Below are 18321 nucleotides of genomic sequence, written 5' to 3' on the forward strand. Positions count from 1 at the left end.
GCCGGCACATGACGCTGTTCACCACGGACTACCTTGAGTACTACCTGACCCTGCTGGGGTGGGTCATCCACAACGGCATCTGGGCCGTGCTCGTTTCCAGCGGTGTGTTCGCCATTCCCTTCGTGGCGATCATCATTCAGGAATGGCTCCGGGCGCGATCCGAAGGCGCGGACGAAGGCAACAAGGGCGCACTGTCCTCGGTGCGCATCGAGAACCGCGTCTGGGTGGCGATCGTCGTGGTGATGTTCGCCGGCATCCCCTTCATCGACGTCGATCTCAACACCATCAAGTACGACCAGGCACGCTCGGCACAATGCCAGGTGAGCGTGCCCGAGCCCGGCGAAACCGGCTGGTCGCAATCGTTCAGCACGCTCAACAACCAGAGCGCGCGCGTACCGGTATGGTGGGCGTTCATGCACGCGCTGTCTCGCGCGATCACCGGCGCGTCGGTCGCCGCCATTCCGTGCGGAACCGACCTGCGGCAGATCCGCATGGAGGTCAATGCCACACGCATCGACGACCCGGTTCTGGCACAGGAAGTCGCCGACTTCACCCACGACTGCTACGGCCCCTCGCGCGCCAAGCTGTTCATGAACCGCCCGAATCTCGACGAAGCCCAGATGCACGACGTCACCTGGATCGGCTCGCAGTTCTTCCTCAACAACCCCGGCTACTACGACACCTACCGCGCCAGAACACCGCGTGATGGCTGGGCCTACGACAGCAACCGGGATGCCGGCCTGGCACAGGTGCCGAGCGGCGCCGGCTATCCGACCTGCCGCCAGTGGTGGAACGACAGCGGCAACGGCCTGCGCGCACGTCTGCTGGATCAAGTCGATCCCAGCCTGCTCAACCGCCTGGCCGGCTGGGCCGGCTTCCTGAGCCGCACCGAAGTGGATGACTCGGTAATCCGCACCATTGCCTCGCCGCGCCAGCAGAAGCTCAATCAGGGCAGCGTCTATACCGACTATGGCGGACAGATCGACAAGACGCTGCCGAACGTCATCAACCGCGCCGCCAGTGACGTCGGGATGGCAGTTGGCGGGCTTGCCTATTTCCCGGCAATGGACGTCGTGCGCCAAGCCTTACCCATGGTGCTGGCGTTCCTGAAGATGGCGTTGGTGATCTGCATCCCGATGGTATTGCTGATCGGCACCTACGACCTGAAGACCGTTGTCACGCTCACCGTCGTCCAGTTTGCGTTGTTCTTCACCGACTTCTGGCTGCAATTGGCGCGCTGGATCGACAGCACGATCCTTGATGCGCTTTACGGCTGGGGGTTCGGATGGAACCGCCCGCATACCAACTTCGATCCGCTGATCGGTCTGAACAACACGTTTGGCGACATGCTGCTGAACTTCGTGATGGGCGCCATGTTCCTGGTACTGCCCGGGTTCTGGATCGCGGCGCTGGGATGGGTCGGCTTTCGCGCCGGACAGGCCATTCAAGGCATGGCCGAAGGCACCAAGGGAGGCGCACAGGCTGGCGGTAAAGGTGCCAGCGCCATGACGGGCGGGAAGCTCAAGTAGACCCTGAACCTCAGTCGTCCTTGTAGTCGACGTGGGTGTGGTCGTTGTAGAGGTTGGGGTCGTATCCCGGCGTGTTGCGAAGATCGTCCATGTCGGTGAAAGGCCAGACGTCTTCGTCCGAGGTGTTCGCTGCCGAGGCCCAGGCAGCCACGGTGGCGAACACCAGCAGCAGCGCCAGCCAGAAGGCGGTATAGAGCAGCACGCCCAGCACAGCGAGCTTGACGATCCACACCAGCACGGTCGCTGCACCGGTCGGCACGCCAGCCGAAGCCAGCCACGCGACTACCCGGCGCTCGCGGCGCATGTAGCCCCGCCAGCCGCGGCCGAGCCAGCGGCCGAAGCGTTCTGCGGTACTGCTACGGGGTCGTGTGTTCATGATCGTCACCTGTTGTCTGCGTTACATCGTTGCTCCAGTGTGCGCCGGTGGCCACCACCATGCGGCCAGCAATGCGGCATGTCTGCTGCGCGATTTCGAGCCAGGGAGATGGCTTTGATTAGATTTATACACCAAATTCAATCATGAGGCTAATTTTGAAGCACTGCCCTGTTTCGGCGTGGCGTTTGATTAGATGATGCAGTATATTTATCCCATGAGTGGAAATACAAGACATCAGGTAATCAAGCGACTGCTGGCGGAGCTCCCCCGTGGAGCGCCGTTCGACCTCGCCATGCTCGAATCCTTCGGCGTGTCGCCCCAGCTGGCTGCCCGCTACGCGGAGAGCGGCTGGCTGGTGCGCCTGGCCTATGGCGTCTATGCCTTCCCGAATGACGACTTCGACGTCAGCGGCGCCCTGCGGTTCCTGCAGGAGAAGGTCGCCGGCCTGCATGTGGGGGGCAAGAGCGCCCTGGCTATGCAGGGAGTACGGCACAACCTGGCTTCCCGGGAAACCCTGGTGCTGTGGGGCGATGCCCGCTTTGCGCTGCCGGCCTGGTTCACCACGCGGTTCCCGGCGCGGTACGTCAACGCCAGGCTGTTCGACTGGCCGGACGACACGCTCGCCGGCAAGACCCTGCATACGCCACCGGGCCAGGCGGAAGGACTACGGGTAGCCGTGCCGGAGCGTGCCGTTCTGGAACTGCTCTACGAGACCGGCACCCGGGAAAGCCTCGAAGAGGCCCGCAACCTGTTCGACGGCCTGCGATCACCGCGCAAGGATGTACTCGGGCGCCTGCTGGCCTGCTGTACCAACGTCAAGACCGTGCGTCTGTTCCTGACCTGGGCACGGGAGACAGGTGTCGTCGATGTCGATGCGCTGCTGGAGCAGTACCCCGCGCGCACCGGCAGCAACAAGCGCTGGATGAGCCGGCTCGATGACGGCACCTTGCTGAGTCTGAACCCTCATGGATAAACACTACGCCGACACCGTCCGTCTGTTGCTGAACATCGCTCCCGATGTGTTCGACAACGACATCTTCGCCATGAAGGGTGGTACTGCCATCAATCTGTTCCTGCAGGACATGCCCCGCCTGTCGGTGGATATCGATGTGGTCTACCTGCCTTGGCAGACGCCGCGAGACCAGGCATTGCAGGCCATCAACCAGGAGTTGGCGGCCATCGCGCAGCGCGTCGAACGTCTTGGCGTGCAGACACGCCTGGTTCGCAGCAAGGATCTCGGGGACACCAAGCTGATCGCGGAGAACGAGACCAGTCAGGTGAAAGTCGAGGTCAATGTCGTATTCCGCGGCACTGTGTTGCCCATCGCACGCAGTTCGTTGAGCAGCCGAACCAGCGATCTGTTTGGCGTCGAGTTCGAGGTGCCAACCCTGGCTCCGGACGAACTCTATGCCAGCAAGCTGGTCGCCGCGCTGGATCGCCAGCACCCTCGGGATCTGTTCGACGTCTGGCAGTTGTTCGAGGCCGGCGGCCTGACCGATGCGATGGTTGAGTGCTTCGTGGTCTATCTCGCGGGGCACAACCGGCCCACCCACGAAGTGCTGTTCGGCAACGACAAGGACATCGCCAGCGAGTACGAACGGGCCTTTGTCGGCATGACCGAAGTGGCTTGTTCGCTGGAAACCCTGCTCGATACCCGTGTCCGGCTGCGCCATGAGCTGCCGCGGCGACTGACCGATGCCCATCGGCAGTTCCTGAGTGGGCTGAGCCGGGCGCAACCCGACTGGTCACTGCTGCAATGTCCGCATGCCGACCAGTTGCCAGCCCTGCGCTGGAAACTCGCCAACCTGAACACCTTCCAGAAACGCCGTCCGAAAGACTTCATCGCGCAGGCCGACGCCCTTGACGCAGGCCTCGCCGCCGCACCCACCGGGGACTAGAACCGCGTTACCCGGCACCGCAAGAAAAAGCGGCTGCACCGGCATCCGTTTCTTTGTCGTCCGATGACCCGTTCGCGCCTATACGTAAAGGCTTTGAACAAGGGTCAAGGGCGGAAAGGGCAAGGGAATGGGGCGCAAGGGGAAAGGCCCTACCTGGAAAAGGAAAAGGCCCGGCTCCGCCCGCATTTCAGGTCACGGTGATGCTCGCTCTGTTCCAACGAAAACGGCCGCCATCGCCCGAAGTGGTGCCGGCCACACCATCAAAAGGGCTGACGCGGCCGGAACCGGCCGCGTCCTTGCTTGCCACGCCCCGTCGGCAGAAACTACTGGAACACATCTGGCAGCGCACCTCACTCTCGCGCAAGCAGTTCGCGGCGTTGTACCGCGCGCCGCTGGAGCGTTATGCCGAGCTGGTACAGCAGTTTCCGGCATCGGAAAGCCACCACCACGCTTACCTCGGCGGCATGCTCGACCATGGGCTGGAGATCGTCGCCTTCGCTCTCAAATTGCGGCAGTCGCATCTGCTGCCGGCCGGCGCAACACCGGAAGATCAAGCCGCGCAGGCAGAAGCCTGGACGGCCGCGACGGCCTATGCCGCATTGCTGCACGACATTGGCAAGATCGCCGTCGACCTGCATGTCGAGTATGAGGATGGCAGCGTCTGGCACCCCTGGCACGGCCCGCTGAGGCATCCCTATCGCTTCCGCTACCGGGACGATCGCGAGTATCGCCTGCATGGCGCCGCCACCGGCTTGCTCTACCATCAGTTGCTCGATGCCGGCATCCTCGACTGGCTCAGTGGCTACCCCGCGCTTTGGGCACCACTGCTCTATGTGCTGGCTGGCCAGTACGAGCACGCCGGTGTGCTGGGCGAACTCGTCGTCCAGGCCGACCGTGCATCGGTGGCCCAGGAGCTGGGGGGCGATCCTAGCCGCGCCATGGCTGCGCCCAAGCATGCCCTGCAGCGCAAGCTCATCGATGGCCTTCGCTATCTTCTGAAGGAAGAGTTGAAGCTGAACCAGCCCCAGGCATCGGATGGCTGGCTGACACAGGATGCCTTGTGGCTGGTGAGCAAGACCGTCTCGGACAAGCTGCGCGCACACCTTCTGTCGCAGGGTATCGACGGCATCCCCTCGAACAACACGGCTGTCTTCAACGTGTTGCAGGATCACGGCATGCTGCAGTCGACGCCGGACGGCAAGGCCATCTGGCGCGCAACGGTCAGCAGTGAGGGCGGCTGGTCACACAGCTTTACGCTGCTGCGGATGTCGCCGGCGCTGATCTGGCAGCCGGACGAGCGGCCTGAACCCTTCGCCGGGACGGTGATGGTGGAGACGACCTCCGAGGCCGACGCCACCGAACAGCCTGCAATCGGCATGGATGAAGTCGCAGGCAACATCACGACTGACGCCGGTAGCACTTCCGATGTTGCCGGCCAGCCACCGCTCAAGCCTGCATCAACCGACAGTGCCTTGCACCAGCCTACAGAAGAAACCACCGCAGATGCGATGGATGAGCTGCTGTCCCTGTTCGAGGAGACTGCGCAGGAAAGCAGTGGGGAGCGAGAGCAGCCCGTTCAGGACGGCAGCGGAGGAGCGATGTCTTCCGCTGAGCCACCCACGAATGCCGTCGTCAATTCGCTGAAGAACGTATCTGAAATCCCTGACTGCGCGGAACCGTCCGGCGAGCATTTCATCGCCTGGCTTCGCCACGGCATCCAGTCCCGTCGCCTCATCATCAACGATGCCAAGGCGCTCGTGCATACCGTGGCGGACACGGTTTATCTGGTCAGCCCTGGTTTGTTCCAGCGCTACGCCCAGGAATACCCCGGTATCTCGGCGCTCGCCAAGCAGGACAAGGTGCAGGACTGGCAGTGGATACAGAAGCGCTTCGAGAAGCTGCAACTGCATCGCAAGCAGGCCAGCGGTCTGAACATCTGGACCTGCGAAGTCACCGGGCCGCGCAAATCGCGACGCCTGCATGGCTACTTGCTCGAAGAGCCGGCGCACATATTCGACACCGTTCCCCCGAATAATCCATACCTGTCGCTCAAATAGCTGCCTTCTGAGGAAGAGCCAACCGTGTCGCGCACCAGTCCCACACCGCATCCACTGCCTTTCTCTGAGACGGCGACCGCTTGCGGACGAGAAAATAGTCGGGTTCCATGACCGCGCTCGCATCCGTCACCTGAACCAGCCGGCCAGCATCAAGGTCAGCAGCCACGAATGCCCGGCACGCCAAGGCCACGCCTTGGCCGGCCAGAGCGGCATCCAGCGCCAGCGTTGTCTGATTGAACACCGGACCTGGCAGCTTGCCGCCGGTTTTCAGAAACTCTGGCCAGTGGTCGTGGGAATCATGCAGGAGCGGTAGCGCTCGCAACTGCTCCAAGCTAAGGGGAAGCGCCAGGCCGCTCGCCAGGTGCGGACTTGCCACGGCCACGAGCTCCTGGCGGAACAGCAACCGGGCTTCCAAATCTGCGGGAAACGCTCCGCGAGTCATCCGCACAGCGATGTCCACCTGGTCGCGGTCGAAGTCCGACAACGCTTCCGTCGCCACCGTGCGCAGCTCCACCTCGGGCAAAGCTGTCTGCAGTTCGGCCAGGCGCGGAATCAGGAGCTTGGTGGCGACGGTAGGCGTCACGCTGATCGTCACCATGTCGGGACGCACCAGCAGCCGCCCGGTCGATTCGGCCAAGGTGTCGAAAGCGCGCGTCATATCTACAAGGTAAGCCGCGCCGCGCGGGGTGAGCGCCAAGCCGCGTGCGAGACGTTGAAACAGCGCAATGCCCAAATGTTCTTCCAGCGCACGCACCTGCTGCGCGACGGCACCCTGCGTCACACCCAGCTCTTCGGCCGCAGCGCGGAAGTTCAGCCTGCGGCCGGACGCCTCGAAGGCCCGTAGCGCATTCAATGGGGGGAGCTTGCGGCGAGACAGGATCATGGGATACAGACTCAGTAGTTTTTCTACATGCTACCGCTTTTATTCATCGCGTGAAGTTTTACCTCTTCCTTGGGATAATTAGACTATAGATCGAGATATAGGAGCTATTCATGTCTGTAGAAAAAATCGCGCTCATTACTGCGGGTGGGTCCGGCATGGGCGCCGCCGCAGCACGCAAGCTGGCCCAGGACGGCTATCGCGTCGCCGTGCTGTCCTCGTCGGGCAAAGGTGAAGCACTGGCCCAGGAGCTCGGCGGCGTGGGCGTCACTGGCTCGAACCAGTCGAACGACGACCTGCAGCGGGTCGTCGATCTGGCCATGGAGCGCTGGGGCCGCATCGACGCGCTGGTCAATTCCGCCGGCCACGGCCCGCGCGCGCCGATCCTCGACATCACCGACGAGGACTGGCGCAAGGGCATGGAAGTCTATTTCCTCAACGCCGTACGGCCGACCCGCCTGGTGGCGCCGATCATGGCGGCCCAGGGCGGCGGCGCCATCGTCAACATCTCCACGGCCTGGGCCTTCGAGCCTGCCGACATGTTCCCGACTTCGGCCGTGTTCCGCGCGGGGCTGGCGAGCTTCACCAAGATCTTTGCCGACGCCTATGCGGCGAAGAACATTCGTATAAACAACGTCCTGCCTGGCTGGATCGACAGCCTGCCCGCCACCGACGTACGACGAGACAGCGTGCCAATGGGCCGCTACGGCAAGGTCGAGGAAATTGCCGCCACGATCGCCTTCCTGGTGTCGGACGGCGCGGGCTACATCACGGGCCAGAACATCCGGGTCGATGGTGGCATTACCCGTGCCGTCTGAGCTGGCGCACATCAACGACTCAGCATGGGAACAGCTTGCAGCGGCAGCGGATTACCCGGAGGCCAGTTTTCGCTACGTCAGCCTGTGCTCGGTGGATGCCGCTTCCAGGCCGCAGGCACGCATGGTGGTGCTTCGCCGTGCCGACGTTGCGCAGCGGCTGCTGGAGATCCACACCGACGTGCGCAGTGCCAAGTGGCACGAGCTGTCCGCCAACCCGCAGGCCACTGCTCCGCCCGCAGCCACGCATGAAGCAGATGGCAAGGCGCATTTCGGCGTGGTGACGTTCCGTACCGAGGTGCTGGACTGGTTTCAGTTGCGGCGGCAGAACAACCGACGTGCATGCTTTGCCTATGGCGCGAACGGCAGGCTGGCCAGCAGCCAGTGGGTCAATCCTTGACCTTTCTATTTTTCAACTGATTCGCTCGGCATTTGCCGTAGCGCATCCGAGCGGTCTTTTTTGAAGGAGGCGCGCTCCAGGCTTTATTCCACAGGGGGGAACACCATGCTTCGCGCTTATGCGGCCCTTGCCGCGCTCGGCCTCATTTGGGGGACGAACTTCATCTACATGAAATGGGCGACCGAGCTGATTTCCCCTATGCAGACGGTGTTCATGCGTGCTTTCTTTGGCTTCTTGCCGCTGGCAGTCATGGCTTGGCGGGCCAAGGTCATTACCCGCGATCAGTGGCGTGTGCTGCCGCATTTCGCAGTCATGTCGGTACTGGCGACGAGCTTCTACTACTACGGCTTCGTTGCTGGAACTGCCTTGCTGCCCACGAGCATCGCTGGCTTGCTGAGCGGTTCCATCCCCATCTTCACGTTCTTGTGTGCCTTCCTGTTCCTACGCGAAGAGCGTCCGACCCGGCGCATGGCCGCAGGCATCGCCTTGGGCTTTGTCGGAATCGTCCTGAGCGCGCGCCCGTGGGAGGGATCGCATGGTGTTTCGCTGCTCGGGGTGTTTTGGATGATGGCCGGGACGTTCAGTCTTGGCGCGTCCTTCGTCTATGCGCGGCGCTACCTCTCCCCCTTGGGCCTGTCGCCGTTGGCACTGGCCACGTGGCAGACAGGGCTGGCGGTGCTGACTTTGCTGGTAATCACCGACCTTCACGGCATCATGGCGATCTCGGCGGATGTTCATGCCATGCTGGGCGCGATCATCGGGCTGGGCATGCTGGGTACCGGTGGGGCATTCCTGATCTACTACTACATCATCCAGAAGCTCGGGCCAGTGCGTGCCTCTGGTGCGACCTACATCGCCCCGGTCGTCGCCGTCATCATCGGTGCCATGGTGGGCGAGCGCGTCACTGGCATCGAGGTGCTTGCATTGGCCCTGATCCTCGGCGGCGTGGTGCTGATCCAGACCGCAAAGCGCAGCACCTAGCGCCGCGCAGTTCCTTTCAGTCGATCCAAAGAGGCTCGAACGACTTGACGAGTTTGTCCACCGCCTTGACCTGCCGCAAAAGCGGTTCGAGCGCATCCAGCGGCAGTGCGCTGGGGCCATCGCAGCGTGCATGCGCCGGGTCGGCGTGCGCTTCGAGGAACAAACCGCCAATGCCGACCGCCATGCCGGCCCGCGCGAGTTCGGGCAACTGATGGCGACGTCCGCCCGAAGCCACTGCACCGGCTTCCCGGCGTTGCAGGCTATGGGTAACGTCGAACACCAGCGGCAGGCCACCGCTGGCTACGCTCATTTCGCGGAAACCCAGCATGTCCACGACGAGATTGTCGTAGCCGAACTGCGCGCCGCGCTCGCACAACAGAACGCGCTGGTTGCCGGCCTCGTGCAGTTTGTGGACGACATGCCTGATCTGGCTAGGGCTGAGGAACTGCGGTTTCTTGATGTTCACCACGCGCCCGGTGCGTGCGATGGCTACCACCAGATCGGTCTGCCGGGCCAGGAACGCCGGAACCTGCAGCACATCGGCAACGGCAGCGACCTGCGTGGCCTGATCAACCTCATGCACGTCGGTCAATACCGGACATCCGAACCGCGACTTGACCGCATCGAGAATCCGCAGACCTTTATCCAGGCCGACGCCTCGGAAAGAATGGATCGACGAGCGATTGGCCTTGTCGAACGAGGCCTTGAAAACGAAGGGTATCCCCAGCTTGCGTGTCACTTCCGCAAAGTGCTCGGCCGCAGCCAGGGTCGTATCGAGATCCTCGATGACGTTGATGCCGCCGAACAGGACGAACGGCAGGTCGTTGGCGACCGTGATGTCCTCGGAAATGGCGACGCGCAGGGAGGAAGCTGAAGATGCTGATCGCATGAGGTTTCTTCTCGTGATGTCAACGACCGGGGGGGGGGGCGAAAGCGCGGAGCGTCCTCGGCTGAAGAATGGTTCACGGTCGTTCAGGCGTGTCTGCAACTGCGCTTACAGGGTCTAGCCGAAGTCCACGCCGGCGGCTTCGCCCGTGACCCTGATCCTCCTTCAGCGGCTCCCTGAAAGGCCGAGTGCCTTCATCAGCCCCGGCTTCTGGCTCGCGAAGGTGCCATAGAAGACTTCATTGCCGACGATCGTGATAGGAGCTACGCGAACGCCAGTCCGTGATTTGGCCTCTTCGGCAATCTTCGGATCGGTCAGGTCGCGCTCTTCAAATGCGATGCCCTGTTGGGTCAGCCATTCCTTCAGCGCCCGACAATCCGGGCAGGTCGGAGTGCTGTAGATGAGGACATGCGGGGTATTGGCTTGAGTCATGTTCATTCCTTTACTTGTCCCGAGCGGCAAGCCACTCCTTCATCATGACGATCTCACCCTCCTGGGCGCGGATCACCTCTTCGGCAAGCTGGCGAACCTGCGCATCCTGACCGTATTGCAGCACCACCTTGGCCATGTCGATCGCGCCCTGGTGATGCGGAATCATGCCGCGCATGAAGTCCACATCGGCGTCGCCCGTGAAGTCGATCATCATGTCTGCGTGCATGCGGTCGTTGCCGGCACGATAGGCGGCCATGGAAGCATCGCCCGAGCTGCTGGCGGTTGCCTGATCGCCGTGTTCGGCCAGCCACGCATTCATCATCGCGATCTCGCCTTCTTGCGCGGAGATGACTTCCTGGGCCAGCGTGCGGACTTCTTGATCCTTTCCGTATTGCAAGGCGACCTTGGCCATGTCGATCGCGCCTTGGTGATGCGGAATCATGCCTTGCATGAAATCGACGTCGGCGTTGCCGGTGAGCTCTGCCCCCATCCCGGCGTGCATCTGATCGTTCACGGCGCGGTACGCGGTCGTGGAGGGGCTGTCGTTGGCGGAAGCCGAAGGCATCGCGTGCCCCTGATGCCCGCCGCTTGCACTGTGTTGTGCCGATGCGCTGGACGGCTCCAGGTTCTTCTGGACGGCCATCAGGCCACCTGCGGCCACTACCGCTGCCGCAATAAACAAGAGGCTGAACTTGTTGACCCTCATGAAAAACTCCTTGAGTTGGGTTGATGGGGCCACTGTATTGCTTCCCATGGTTGGAAGGTCAAGCCCTTCGTAGTGCCGGGGAAGGCAGATTGCTCTGGAACAGCCCGCGACAAATCCCCTAGCACTCCATCGCTGTTGACGCGGCTTGACATTGCAACGATGACAAACCATAGGCTTGCACCGGTGGACTAGGCATAGCTACTAGCCATCTCTAATGACATTCGAGCAACAGCGGATTTTGAGGATGCGATATGAATGAGAAAACCTGGCTCTGCAAACCATTGGCGGTTGTGGTAGCTGTTGCGGCCCTGAGTAGCGGGCTCGCCCTGGCCGATGAGAAACGGCAGCCCTCGAGCCCTGAGGGCAGCGCCGAGCGCAATGCGGTCACAGAGACGGATTCAGGCCCAGTGCGCATGGTGGCGACGCCCGGGGCGCCGGATATGACCGAAGCGGAGTTCCAACTCGGTACCGATATCTACTTCCAACATTGTGTCGTCTGTCACGGCGCACTGCGCGAGGGTGCAACCGGCAAGCCGCTGACGCCGGATATTACCCAGGCTCGCGGCGAGGCCGCTCTCAATACCTTCATCACCTACGGCATGGGGGATATACACAATTGGGGAACCTCGGGCATGCTGACCAAGGAAGAAATCAGCGTCATTGCCCGCTACATCATGCACAAGTCACCGGTTCCGCCCTTGCAGGGAAAGGGGAATACATTGCCTTAGTCAGGTGGGAGGACGCGAGGCCAGGATTCGGCAATCATCGTAGAGCCATCAGATCTCAATCAGCTCGAAATCTTCCTTGCGTGCGCCACATTCGGGACAGACCCAGTTTGGCGGAACATCTTCCCAGCGTGTACCAGGCGCGATGCCTTCTTCGGGCAAGCCTGCTTCTTCATCATAGACCCAGCCGCAGATCAGGCACATCCAGGTTTTCATGCTTATTCTCTCCCTCTCGGAGTACGTATTAACACCAACGGCGAAGGTACTTATGAGGACGTGGGGTACGCCGCTCACGCAGTGCAAGCAGGTGCTCCTTTAACTGCGTCAGTTGCTCGATGCGCTCTTCGATCCTAGCGAGGTGTTCCTGGAGAGCTTGCTCAAACAGATCAGACTCGGCGGTGTCGTTATGTGCCCAATCCAGGAGGCTGCGCATTTCATCCAACCCGATGCCCAGTGCGCGATAACTGCAAATCTGGTGAAGTCGCTCGACATGAGCCTGCCCGTACTGTCGGTAGTTGTTGCTGGATCGTTCGGGAGCGGGCAACAAACCCTCCCTTTCGTAGAACCTGATGTTCTCCGGGGACGAGCCGGTCAAGCGCGCAAGTTCGCCAATCCTCATTCCGCTCTCCACGCGCAACGGTGGGTTCGCCCACCGTTGCGCGTCGGCCCTCATCCCGGTGACTGGGTGGGCTGCTGCACGCTGCTGCCCGATTGCATCGTGTGCTCGATCCAGCCACCCCCCAGCGCCTTGTACAGGTTGATGAGGTTATTCAGCCGCGCCAGGCGCGTGCGCACCAAGGTCTGCTGCGTGCCGTACAGCGTGCGCTGCGCGTCGAGCAAGGTGAGATTGTCATCCATGCCTTCCTTGAAGCGCTGTTCGGCCAATTCGTAGGCGCTCTGGCTGGCTGCCACCAATAGCTGCTCCGAGCGGATCTGATCATCGAGCGTACGCTGGCCCGCCAGCCCATCGGCGACCTCGCTGAAGGCCACCTGGATGGCCTTTTCGTAGTTGGTGATATCGATGCGCTTTTGCACCTGCGCCATGTCAAGGTTGGCTTGCAGCGCACCTCCCCGGAATATGGGCAGCGTGATCTGTGGCAGGAAGCTCCAGGCCCGCGAGCCCGAATAGAAGAGGCCATCGAGCGATGCGCTGGCCGTGCCTGCCGAACCCGTGAGGCTAATTGTCGGAAAGAAAGCGGCCCGTGCCGCGCCGATATTGGCGTTGGCACCAAGCAGCATCTGCTCGGCGGCGCGGATATCCGGTCGGCGCACGAGCAACTCCGAAGGCAGTCCGCTCGGCAGGCTGGTTGGCACGATGCCATCAGGCAGCGTTGTGGCCGCATCCAGTTGCTGCGACAGTTCCGTCGTCAGCGGTTGGCCCAACAGCAGTACCAGGGCGTTGCGGTCGCTGGCTGCCTGTCGGGTATAAACCGCATGGTTGGCCTCGGCGGTACGCAGTGAAATCTCCGCGAGGCGCAGGTCGAGTTGCGTGGCGCTGCCTGCTTCCACCAATTGAGCCGTCAGTTCGTATGAGCGCTTCTGTGTGGCCAGGGTATCGCTGGTCAGACTCAGTAGCGCCTGATCCGCGCGCAGCGTGAGATAGGCGATGGCTACCTCGGATACCAGGCTCATCTGTGCGGCGACGCGGGTTTCATCGAGAGCCAGATAGGATGCCAAGGCTCGGTCGCTGAGGTTGCGGATGCGGCCCCAGAGATCCAGTTCCCACGCTGTCGCCACCCCGGCCACGTCGTAGCGGCGGTTGATTTGGGTGGCTTCTGTGGGACTGATATCAGCGGGCAGTCGTTCGGCCACACTGCCGCCGGCGACGTCCAGGCTTGGCAGTAGATCGGCGCGCTGTATGCGATACATTGCACGCGCCGCCTCCACGTTCAGGGCGGCCATTTGCAGATCCCGGTTGCTCTCCAGCGAGAGCTCTATCAACTGCTGCAACAGCGGGTCGCGAAAGAAGTCGCGCCAGCCGATGTCTGCCGTGAGCACCTGATCGGCGTCGGCCGGCGTCGCCTGTTCGTAGGCTGATCCCGTGGGATAGCTGACAGCGATCGGCGCCTGGGGACGTTCGTACCTGGGCGACAGGGAGCAGCCCGCGAGTGCTGCGGCCAGTGCAATGAGCGACAGTTTCTTCAATGCGCCTGGGACTTCAATAGATGTTTTCATAGTGTTCTCCAGACTTTCACGCATGCGTCTCGATCGCTGCTTGTTGCCCCTTGCGCTTCTCTTTGCGCAAAACGAGCTTGCGCACGACGACATAGAACACTGGCGTCAGCACCAGGCCAAATAGCGTTACCCCCAGCATGCCGGCGAACACGGCGACGCCCATGGCGTGACGCATTTCCGCACCGGCACCGGAGGCCAGCACCAGGGGAACCACGCCAGCAATAAAGGCAAGCGATGTCATCAGGATCGGACGCAGACGCAGGCGTGCAGCTTCGAGCACAGCCGCCAGCGGATCGACGCCGTCATCCTCTTTGGTGCGGGCGAACTCCACGATCAGGATGGCGTTCTTGGCGGCCAGTCCTACCAGCACCACGAAGCCGATCTGCGTGAAGATGTTGTTATCGCCGCCTGCGAGCCACACGCCCACGATGGCCGACAGCAATGCCATCGGTGCGATCAGCAGCACCGCGAAGGGCAGCGACCAACTGTTGTACTGTGCAGCCAGAGCCAGGAAGGCCAGCAGTACGGCTAGCGGGAAGACGTACATTGCCGCGTTGCCCGCCGACTTTTCCTGATAAGTCAGGTCGGTCCATTCGTAGGTCATTCCTGGCGGCAGTGTGTCGCGCACGATCTGCTCGATGGCGTCGGTAGCCTGACCCGATGAGTAGCCGGGCGCCGGACCGCCGCTGATGTCAGCCGATGGAAAGCTGTTGTAGTGCATCACTCGATCGGGGCCGGAGTTTCGCTTGATCTGGATCAGGGTGCTCAACGGAATCATCTCCCCAGCTGCATTGCGCACCTGGAGCTGACCGATATCCTCTGCTTGCATACGGAACGGTGCATCAGCCTGCGCCATGACGCGATAAGAGCGCCCAAAGCGGTTGAAATCGTTTACGTAAAGGGAGCCGAGGTTCACCTGTAGCGTCTCGAAGATGTCGGTGAGCGCTACGCCCTGTGTCTTGGCCTTCACACGGTCGATGTCTACCTGCAACTGAGGTGCATTGGTCTGGAAGCTGGCCAACATGTTGGCCAATTCCGGCGTCTGCATCGCTTTGCCCATGATCTCGCCCTGAACCTGTGCCAGCATGTCGGAGCCCAGGTTGGCACGATCCTGAATTTGCAGCTTGAAGCCGCCCATTGCCCCCAGGCCCGGTACGGGTGGCGGCGGGAAAACGCCCACGAAACCGTCCGGAATCTGGCTGAATTGACCCATCAGCCGGCCCTGAACGGCGTACACCGACATGGACGGGTCCTGGCGCTCCTCGAAAGGCTTGAGCATGACGAACATCAGTGCCGAGTTCGGCACGCTGACAGGGCCGTTCACTGACAAGCCAGGAAAGGCCACCACGGTCTCCACGCCGGGGTCGTCCATGGCGATCCGCGACATTTCCTTGACCACGGCCTCGGTGCGATCCAGCGAGGCACCAGTGGGCAACTGGGCGATGCCGACAAGGTAGTACTTGTCCTGCGCAGGGACGAAGCCGTTGGGAACCTGGTCGAAGCCCACCCAGGTCAGGCCGAGAAAACCGGCGTAGAGCACCAGTACGATGCTGCTGAGACGCACGGTGCGACGCACCATGCCGGTATAGGCATTCGAGGCCTTGTCGAAGAAGCGGTTGAAGCCACGGAACAGCCAGCCGAACAGGCCGTCGATGAGCCGGGTCAGCCAGTCGCGGGGAGCCTTGTCGTCATGCGGTTTGAGGAGGACGGCGGACAGCGCCGGGGACAGCGTCAGAGCGTTGATCGTCGACAGGATGGACGAGATGGCAATCGTCAGCGCGAACTGACGGTAAAACTCGCCCTGGAGTCCCGACAGGAAGACCGAGGGAATGAAGACTGCAGCCAATACCGCGGTGGTGGCCAGGATCGGACTGGTCACTTCATCCATTGCGGCGCGTGCCGCTTCCCTGGGTGACTTGCCCATGCGGATATGCCGCTCGACGTTTTCCACGACAACGATCGCATCATCCACGACGATGCCTATCGACAACACCAGGCCGAACAGCGAGAGGGTGTTCAGCGAGAAACCGAACATGTGCATGAGCGCGAATGTGCCCACGATGGAGACCGGCACTGCCACCAGCGGCACAATCGAGGCACGCCAGGTTTGCAGGAACAGCACCACCACGAGTACCACCAGCAGCGTGGCCTCAAGCAGCGTCATCGTCACGGACTTGAGCGAGGCACGCACGAAGACCGTGGGATCGTAGGCAATGCGGTACTCCAGTCCCTGGGGGAAATCCGCTTGCAACCGCTCCATGGTGGCTCGCACCGCATCGGAGGTGTCCAATGCGTTGGCGCCGGGACTCGTCAGGATTTTCAGGCCCACCGCGTTTTCGCCGTCGAGCAAGCCACGCATTGCATAGTTGTCGGCACCCATCTGCAAGCGCGCCACGTCGCGCAGCCTTGTCACTGCGCCTTGCTCGCTGACATTCACAACGATGTCGCCAAACTGCTCTTCGGTGGTCAATCGTCCCATTGCACTGACGCTGACCTGAAAGGCAGACGACGCATCGGGCTGCTGGCCCACGGAGCCGGCAACCACTTCCACGTTCTGCTCGCGAATGGCCGCGACCACATCGCCTGCCGTCAAACCGCGTGCAGCGACTTTGGTCGGATCGAGCCAGACGCGCATGGCGTACTCGCCTTCACCGCCGATGATCACGTTGGCAATGCCTGGCAGTCGTGCGAGTTCGTCTCGCACATGCAACATCGAGTAGTTGGAGACATAGAGCGGGTCGTACTGGTTGCCCGGCGAGAGCATATGCACAACCATCAGAATGTCGGGCGAGGTTTTTTCGGTAACGACCCCGATGCGTTGCACTTCCTCGGGAAGGCGCGGCAGTGCCCGCGATACGCGGTTCTGTACCTGAATCTGGGCAAGGTCGGGGTCGACACCTTGCTCGAACGAAATGGTCAGCACCATCTGGCCGTCAGTCGCCGTCTGAGAGGCCATGTAAATCATGCCTTCGACGCCGTTGACTGCCTGCTCCAACGGCGCGGCCACCGTATCAGCGATCACCTGCGGATTGGCGCCCGGATAGCTGGCGGTCACTTGCACTGTGGGCGGGGTAACCGAGGGATACTCGCTCAGGGGGAGCTGGAACACGGTCATCGCGCCGGCAATCAGCATCAGCACTGAGAGCACGACGGCGAAGATCGGTCGGTTGATGAAGAAATGAGGGAATCTCATGAGCGGGACTCCTCCTCACCAGGACGGGTATCAGCCGCCGGACTGTCAGAGTGCTCCGCATCAACCGCTGCGTCGCTTGAGTCGCCAGCGCCAGTGGACTGCTGCATTGGCACGACATTCGGCGTGATGGGCATACCGGGGCGCACCAGCCCCTTGAGGACGATCTGTTCACCTTCATTCAGTCCGCTCTCGACGACACGCAGCCCGTCGCGCATCGGCCCAAGTTGGATAGGCCGGTATTGCGCCGTGCTTTCAGCATCGACCACCAGTACATAGTTGCGATCCTGGTCACTGCCGACGGCCTGATCGTCAATCAGAATGGTCTGGCGCGCAGTGCCTGTAGCAAGTCTGGCCCGCGCAAACATGCCGGGCGTCAGATAACCGTCTGGATTGGGTACGATTGCCCTGGCGCGGACAGTGCCTGTGCCCCGATCGACCTGGTTACCGACAAAATCCAGCGTGCCCTGGAACGAAAAATTATTGTCCTTGCCCAGGCCGACCTGGACGGCCAAGGCGCTGCTTTCTGGCTTGGCAGCGTCAGGGCGTGCATTGCCGATATGGTTGAGATAGGTGCCTTCGTCAATGTCGAAATAAACGTACATCGGGTCTACCGAAACAATGGTCGTGAGCAGCGTTGCCGCGCCCGCGCCACCACCGCTGACCAGATTGCCCTCGGTCACCAGCATGCGATCCACCCGGCCTGCGATCGGTGCGGTCACCCGCGCATAGGACAGATCGAGCCGGGCGGCAGCCACGGCGGCTTTTGCCGCCTGGACCTGCGCCTGTCGTGCATTCCGTGCGGAGACAGCATCGTCGTATGTCTTGCGCGATACCGCACCGGTGGATACCAGCCGCTCGGCACGCTCGAAATCGCTTTGCGCCTGGGCTGTCAGCACTTCGGCCTGGTGCAGTTGTGCCTGAGCGGTGTCGAGAGCGACCTGGAAGGGGCGCGGATCAATCTGGAACAGCAACTGGCCCTTGTTGACCAAACTGCCTTCAGGGACGCTGACCGCGTCGATGGCGCCCCCGACGCGCGAACGTAGCTCCACCGTTTCAGGTGCGGCGAGGTAGCCCGTGAACTCAACCGTCGGTGTCATGGTGCGCACGATCACCTCGGCCACCGGCACCCGAGGCGCCATTGCGCCGGGAGGCCCGCCTGCAGCCGGCCCTTCATTGTTGGATGCGTTGCGGCTGACAACGGCAATGCCCACGCCAGCGACGATTGCCACCGCCAGCAGAATTACTCCAATTTTCTTTTGCATGATGAT

General features: G+C 62.0%; 18 protein-coding genes. 8 read left to right on the plus strand and 10 right to left on the minus strand.

Annotated features, from left to right (window positions below; all coding sequences use genetic code 11):
• Window positions 1-8 precede the first annotated feature (8 nt).
• Window positions 9-1529, plus strand: coding sequence for a conjugal transfer protein TraG N-terminal domain-containing protein (locus tag LG409_RS12345; RefSeq protein WP_227406782.1), 1521 nt, complete (start codon window positions 9-11; stop codon window positions 1527-1529).
• A gap of 10 nt (window positions 1530-1539) precedes the next feature.
• Here LG409_RS12345 and LG409_RS12350 read toward each other — a convergent pair whose 3' ends face one another.
• A complete protein-coding gene (locus LG409_RS12350; RefSeq protein ID WP_227406783.1) occupies window positions 1540-1905 on the minus strand; it encodes a DUF3742 family protein in 366 nt (121 codons plus the stop codon).
• A 214-nt stretch (window positions 1906-2119) separates the two neighbouring features.
• Between LG409_RS12350 and LG409_RS12355 the strand changes: the two genes are divergently transcribed.
• From LG409_RS12355 to mobH, 3 genes are all read left to right on the plus strand, one after another.
• Complete coding sequence (locus LG409_RS12355) at window positions 2120-2878, plus strand: type IV toxin-antitoxin system AbiEi family antitoxin domain-containing protein (protein WP_227406784.1); 759 nt, start codon at window positions 2120-2122, stop codon at window positions 2876-2878.
• Window positions 2871-3803: a nucleotidyl transferase AbiEii/AbiGii toxin family protein gene (locus tag LG409_RS12360; protein WP_227406785.1), complete on the plus strand. Its 933-nt coding sequence runs from the start codon at window positions 2871-2873 to the stop codon at window positions 3801-3803. Before LG409_RS12355 ends, LG409_RS12360 begins: the two co-directional genes overlap by 8 nt.
• A 200-nt stretch (window positions 3804-4003) precedes the next feature.
• A complete protein-coding gene (gene mobH / locus LG409_RS12365) occupies window positions 4004-5860 on the plus strand; it encodes a MobH family relaxase (protein WP_227406786.1) in 1857 nt (618 codons plus the stop codon).
• Here mobH and LG409_RS12370 read toward each other — a convergent pair.
• The gene (locus tag LG409_RS12370) at window positions 5853-6743 is read right to left on the minus strand and encodes a LysR substrate-binding domain-containing protein (protein WP_227406787.1); all 891 of its coding nucleotides are present in this window, start codon (window positions 6741-6743) and stop codon (window positions 5853-5855) included. The genes mobH and LG409_RS12370 overlap by 8 nt on opposite strands.
• A 110-nt stretch (window positions 6744-6853) precedes the next feature.
• On the opposite strand from LG409_RS12370, the gene LG409_RS12375 reads away from it, so the two are divergent.
• The 3 genes from LG409_RS12375 (at window position 6854) to LG409_RS12385 (ending at window position 8936) form a co-directional block, all read left to right on the plus strand.
• Complete coding sequence (locus LG409_RS12375) at window positions 6854-7558, plus strand: SDR family oxidoreductase (protein WP_227406788.1); 705 nt, start codon at window positions 6854-6856, stop codon at window positions 7556-7558.
• Window positions 7548-7955, plus strand: coding sequence for a pyridoxamine 5'-phosphate oxidase family protein (locus tag LG409_RS12380; protein ID WP_227406789.1), 408 nt, complete (start codon window positions 7548-7550; stop codon window positions 7953-7955). Before LG409_RS12375 ends, LG409_RS12380 begins: the two co-directional genes overlap by 11 nt.
• Window positions 7956-8060: 105 nt before the next feature.
• A complete protein-coding gene (locus LG409_RS12385) occupies window positions 8061-8936 on the plus strand; it encodes a DMT family transporter (RefSeq protein ID WP_227406790.1) in 876 nt (291 codons plus the stop codon).
• Between the two features lie 16 nt (window positions 8937-8952).
• Here LG409_RS12385 and kdsA read toward each other — a convergent pair whose 3' ends face one another.
• The 3 genes from kdsA to copM all read right to left on the minus strand — a co-directional run bounded on the left by kdsA (window position 8953) and on the right by copM (window position 10960).
• Window positions 8953-9825, minus strand: a complete 873-nt coding sequence (kdsA, locus tag LG409_RS12390; RefSeq protein WP_227406791.1) for a 3-deoxy-8-phosphooctulonate synthase — start codon at window positions 9823-9825, stop codon at window positions 8953-8955.
• Between the two features lie 162 nt (window positions 9826-9987).
• Window positions 9988-10254: a glutaredoxin family protein gene (locus tag LG409_RS12395; RefSeq protein WP_227406792.1), complete on the minus strand. Its 267-nt coding sequence runs from the start codon at window positions 10252-10254 to the stop codon at window positions 9988-9990.
• 10 nt (window positions 10255-10264) lie between these two features.
• Window positions 10265-10960, minus strand: a complete 696-nt coding sequence (copM, locus tag LG409_RS12400; protein WP_227406793.1) for a CopM family metallochaperone — start codon at window positions 10958-10960, stop codon at window positions 10265-10267.
• A gap of 251 nt (window positions 10961-11211) precedes the next feature.
• On the opposite strand from copM, the gene LG409_RS12405 reads away from it, so the two are divergent.
• Window positions 11212-11688: a c-type cytochrome gene (locus LG409_RS12405; protein ID WP_227406794.1), complete on the plus strand. Its 477-nt coding sequence runs from the start codon at window positions 11212-11214 to the stop codon at window positions 11686-11688.
• Between the two features lie 48 nt (window positions 11689-11736).
• Here LG409_RS12405 and LG409_RS12410 read toward each other — a convergent pair whose 3' ends face one another.
• Genes LG409_RS12410 through LG409_RS12430 form a run of 5 tightly spaced genes read right to left on the minus strand, consistent with a single transcriptional unit; the run spans window position 11737 to window position 18315 of the window.
• Window positions 11737-11901 (minus strand): rubredoxin, encoded by a 165-nt coding sequence (locus tag LG409_RS12410; protein WP_264477574.1) that lies wholly within the window; start codon window positions 11899-11901, stop codon window positions 11737-11739.
• A 28-nt stretch (window positions 11902-11929) separates the two neighbouring features.
• A complete protein-coding gene (locus LG409_RS12415; protein ID WP_227406795.1) occupies window positions 11930-12304 on the minus strand; it encodes a MerR family transcriptional regulator in 375 nt (124 codons plus the stop codon).
• 50 nt (window positions 12305-12354) lie between these two features.
• A complete protein-coding gene (locus tag LG409_RS12420; protein WP_227406796.1) occupies window positions 12355-13860 on the minus strand; it encodes an efflux transporter outer membrane subunit in 1506 nt (501 codons plus the stop codon).
• A gap of 16 nt (window positions 13861-13876) precedes the next feature.
• Entirely contained in the window at window positions 13877-17053 is a 3177-nt protein-coding gene (locus tag LG409_RS12425; protein WP_227406797.1) for an efflux RND transporter permease subunit, read from the minus strand.
• On the minus strand, window positions 17050-18315 hold the full coding sequence (locus tag LG409_RS12430) for an efflux RND transporter periplasmic adaptor subunit (protein WP_319799322.1): 1266 nt from the start codon (window positions 18313-18315) through the stop codon (window positions 17050-17052). Before LG409_RS12430 ends, LG409_RS12425 begins: the two co-directional genes overlap by 4 nt.
• Window positions 18316-18321 lie beyond the last annotated feature (6 nt).

The organism is Halomonas sp. NyZ770 (genome assembly GCF_020616575.1).
In the GTDB taxonomy this organism is placed as follows: domain Bacteria; phylum Pseudomonadota; class Gammaproteobacteria; order Pseudomonadales; family Halomonadaceae; genus Vreelandella; species Vreelandella hamiltonii.

Coding starts and splice junctions, on each gene's coding strand:
- LG409_RS12355 (WP_227406784.1), top strand. CDS start 2,120: ATGAGTGGAAATACAAGACATCAGGTAATCAAGCGACTGCTGGCGGAG.
- LG409_RS12345 (WP_227406782.1), top strand. CDS start 9: ATGACGCTGTTCACCACGGACTACCTTGAGTACTACCTGACCCTGCTG.
- LG409_RS12350 (WP_227406783.1), bottom strand. CDS start 1,905: ATGAACACACGACCCCGTAGCAGTACCGCAGAACGCTTCGGCCGCTGG.
- LG409_RS12385 (WP_227406790.1), top strand. CDS start 8,061: ATGCTTCGCGCTTATGCGGCCCTTGCCGCGCTCGGCCTCATTTGGGGG.
- LG409_RS12405 (WP_227406794.1), top strand. CDS start 11,212: ATGAATGAGAAAACCTGGCTCTGCAAACCATTGGCGGTTGTGGTAGCT.
- LG409_RS12370 (WP_227406787.1), bottom strand. CDS start 6,743: ATGATCCTGTCTCGCCGCAAGCTCCCCCCATTGAATGCGCTACGGGCC.
- LG409_RS12375 (WP_227406788.1), top strand. CDS start 6,854: ATGTCTGTAGAAAAAATCGCGCTCATTACTGCGGGTGGGTCCGGCATG.
- copM (WP_227406793.1), bottom strand. CDS start 10,960: ATGAGGGTCAACAAGTTCAGCCTCTTGTTTATTGCGGCAGCGGTAGTG.
- LG409_RS12430 (WP_319799322.1), bottom strand. CDS start 18,315: ATGCAAAAGAAAATTGGAGTAATTCTGCTGGCGGTGGCAATCGTCGCT.
- mobH (WP_227406786.1), top strand. CDS start 4,004: ATGCTCGCTCTGTTCCAACGAAAACGGCCGCCATCGCCCGAAGTGGTG.
- LG409_RS12395 (WP_227406792.1), bottom strand. CDS start 10,254: ATGACTCAAGCCAATACCCCGCATGTCCTCATCTACAGCACTCCGACC.
- LG409_RS12420 (WP_227406796.1), bottom strand. CDS start 13,860: ATGAAAACATCTATTGAAGTCCCAGGCGCATTGAAGAAACTGTCGCTC.
- kdsA (WP_227406791.1), bottom strand. CDS start 9,825: ATGCGATCAGCATCTTCAGCTTCCTCCCTGCGCGTCGCCATTTCCGAG.
- LG409_RS12410 (WP_264477574.1), bottom strand. CDS start 11,901: ATGAAAACCTGGATGTGCCTGATCTGCGGCTGGGTCTATGATGAAGAA.
- LG409_RS12360 (WP_227406785.1), top strand. CDS start 2,871: ATGGATAAACACTACGCCGACACCGTCCGTCTGTTGCTGAACATCGCT.
- LG409_RS12425 (WP_227406797.1), bottom strand. CDS start 17,053: ATGAGATTCCCTCATTTCTTCATCAACCGACCGATCTTCGCCGTCGTG.
- LG409_RS12415 (WP_227406795.1), bottom strand. CDS start 12,304: ATGAGGATTGGCGAACTTGCGCGCTTGACCGGCTCGTCCCCGGAGAAC.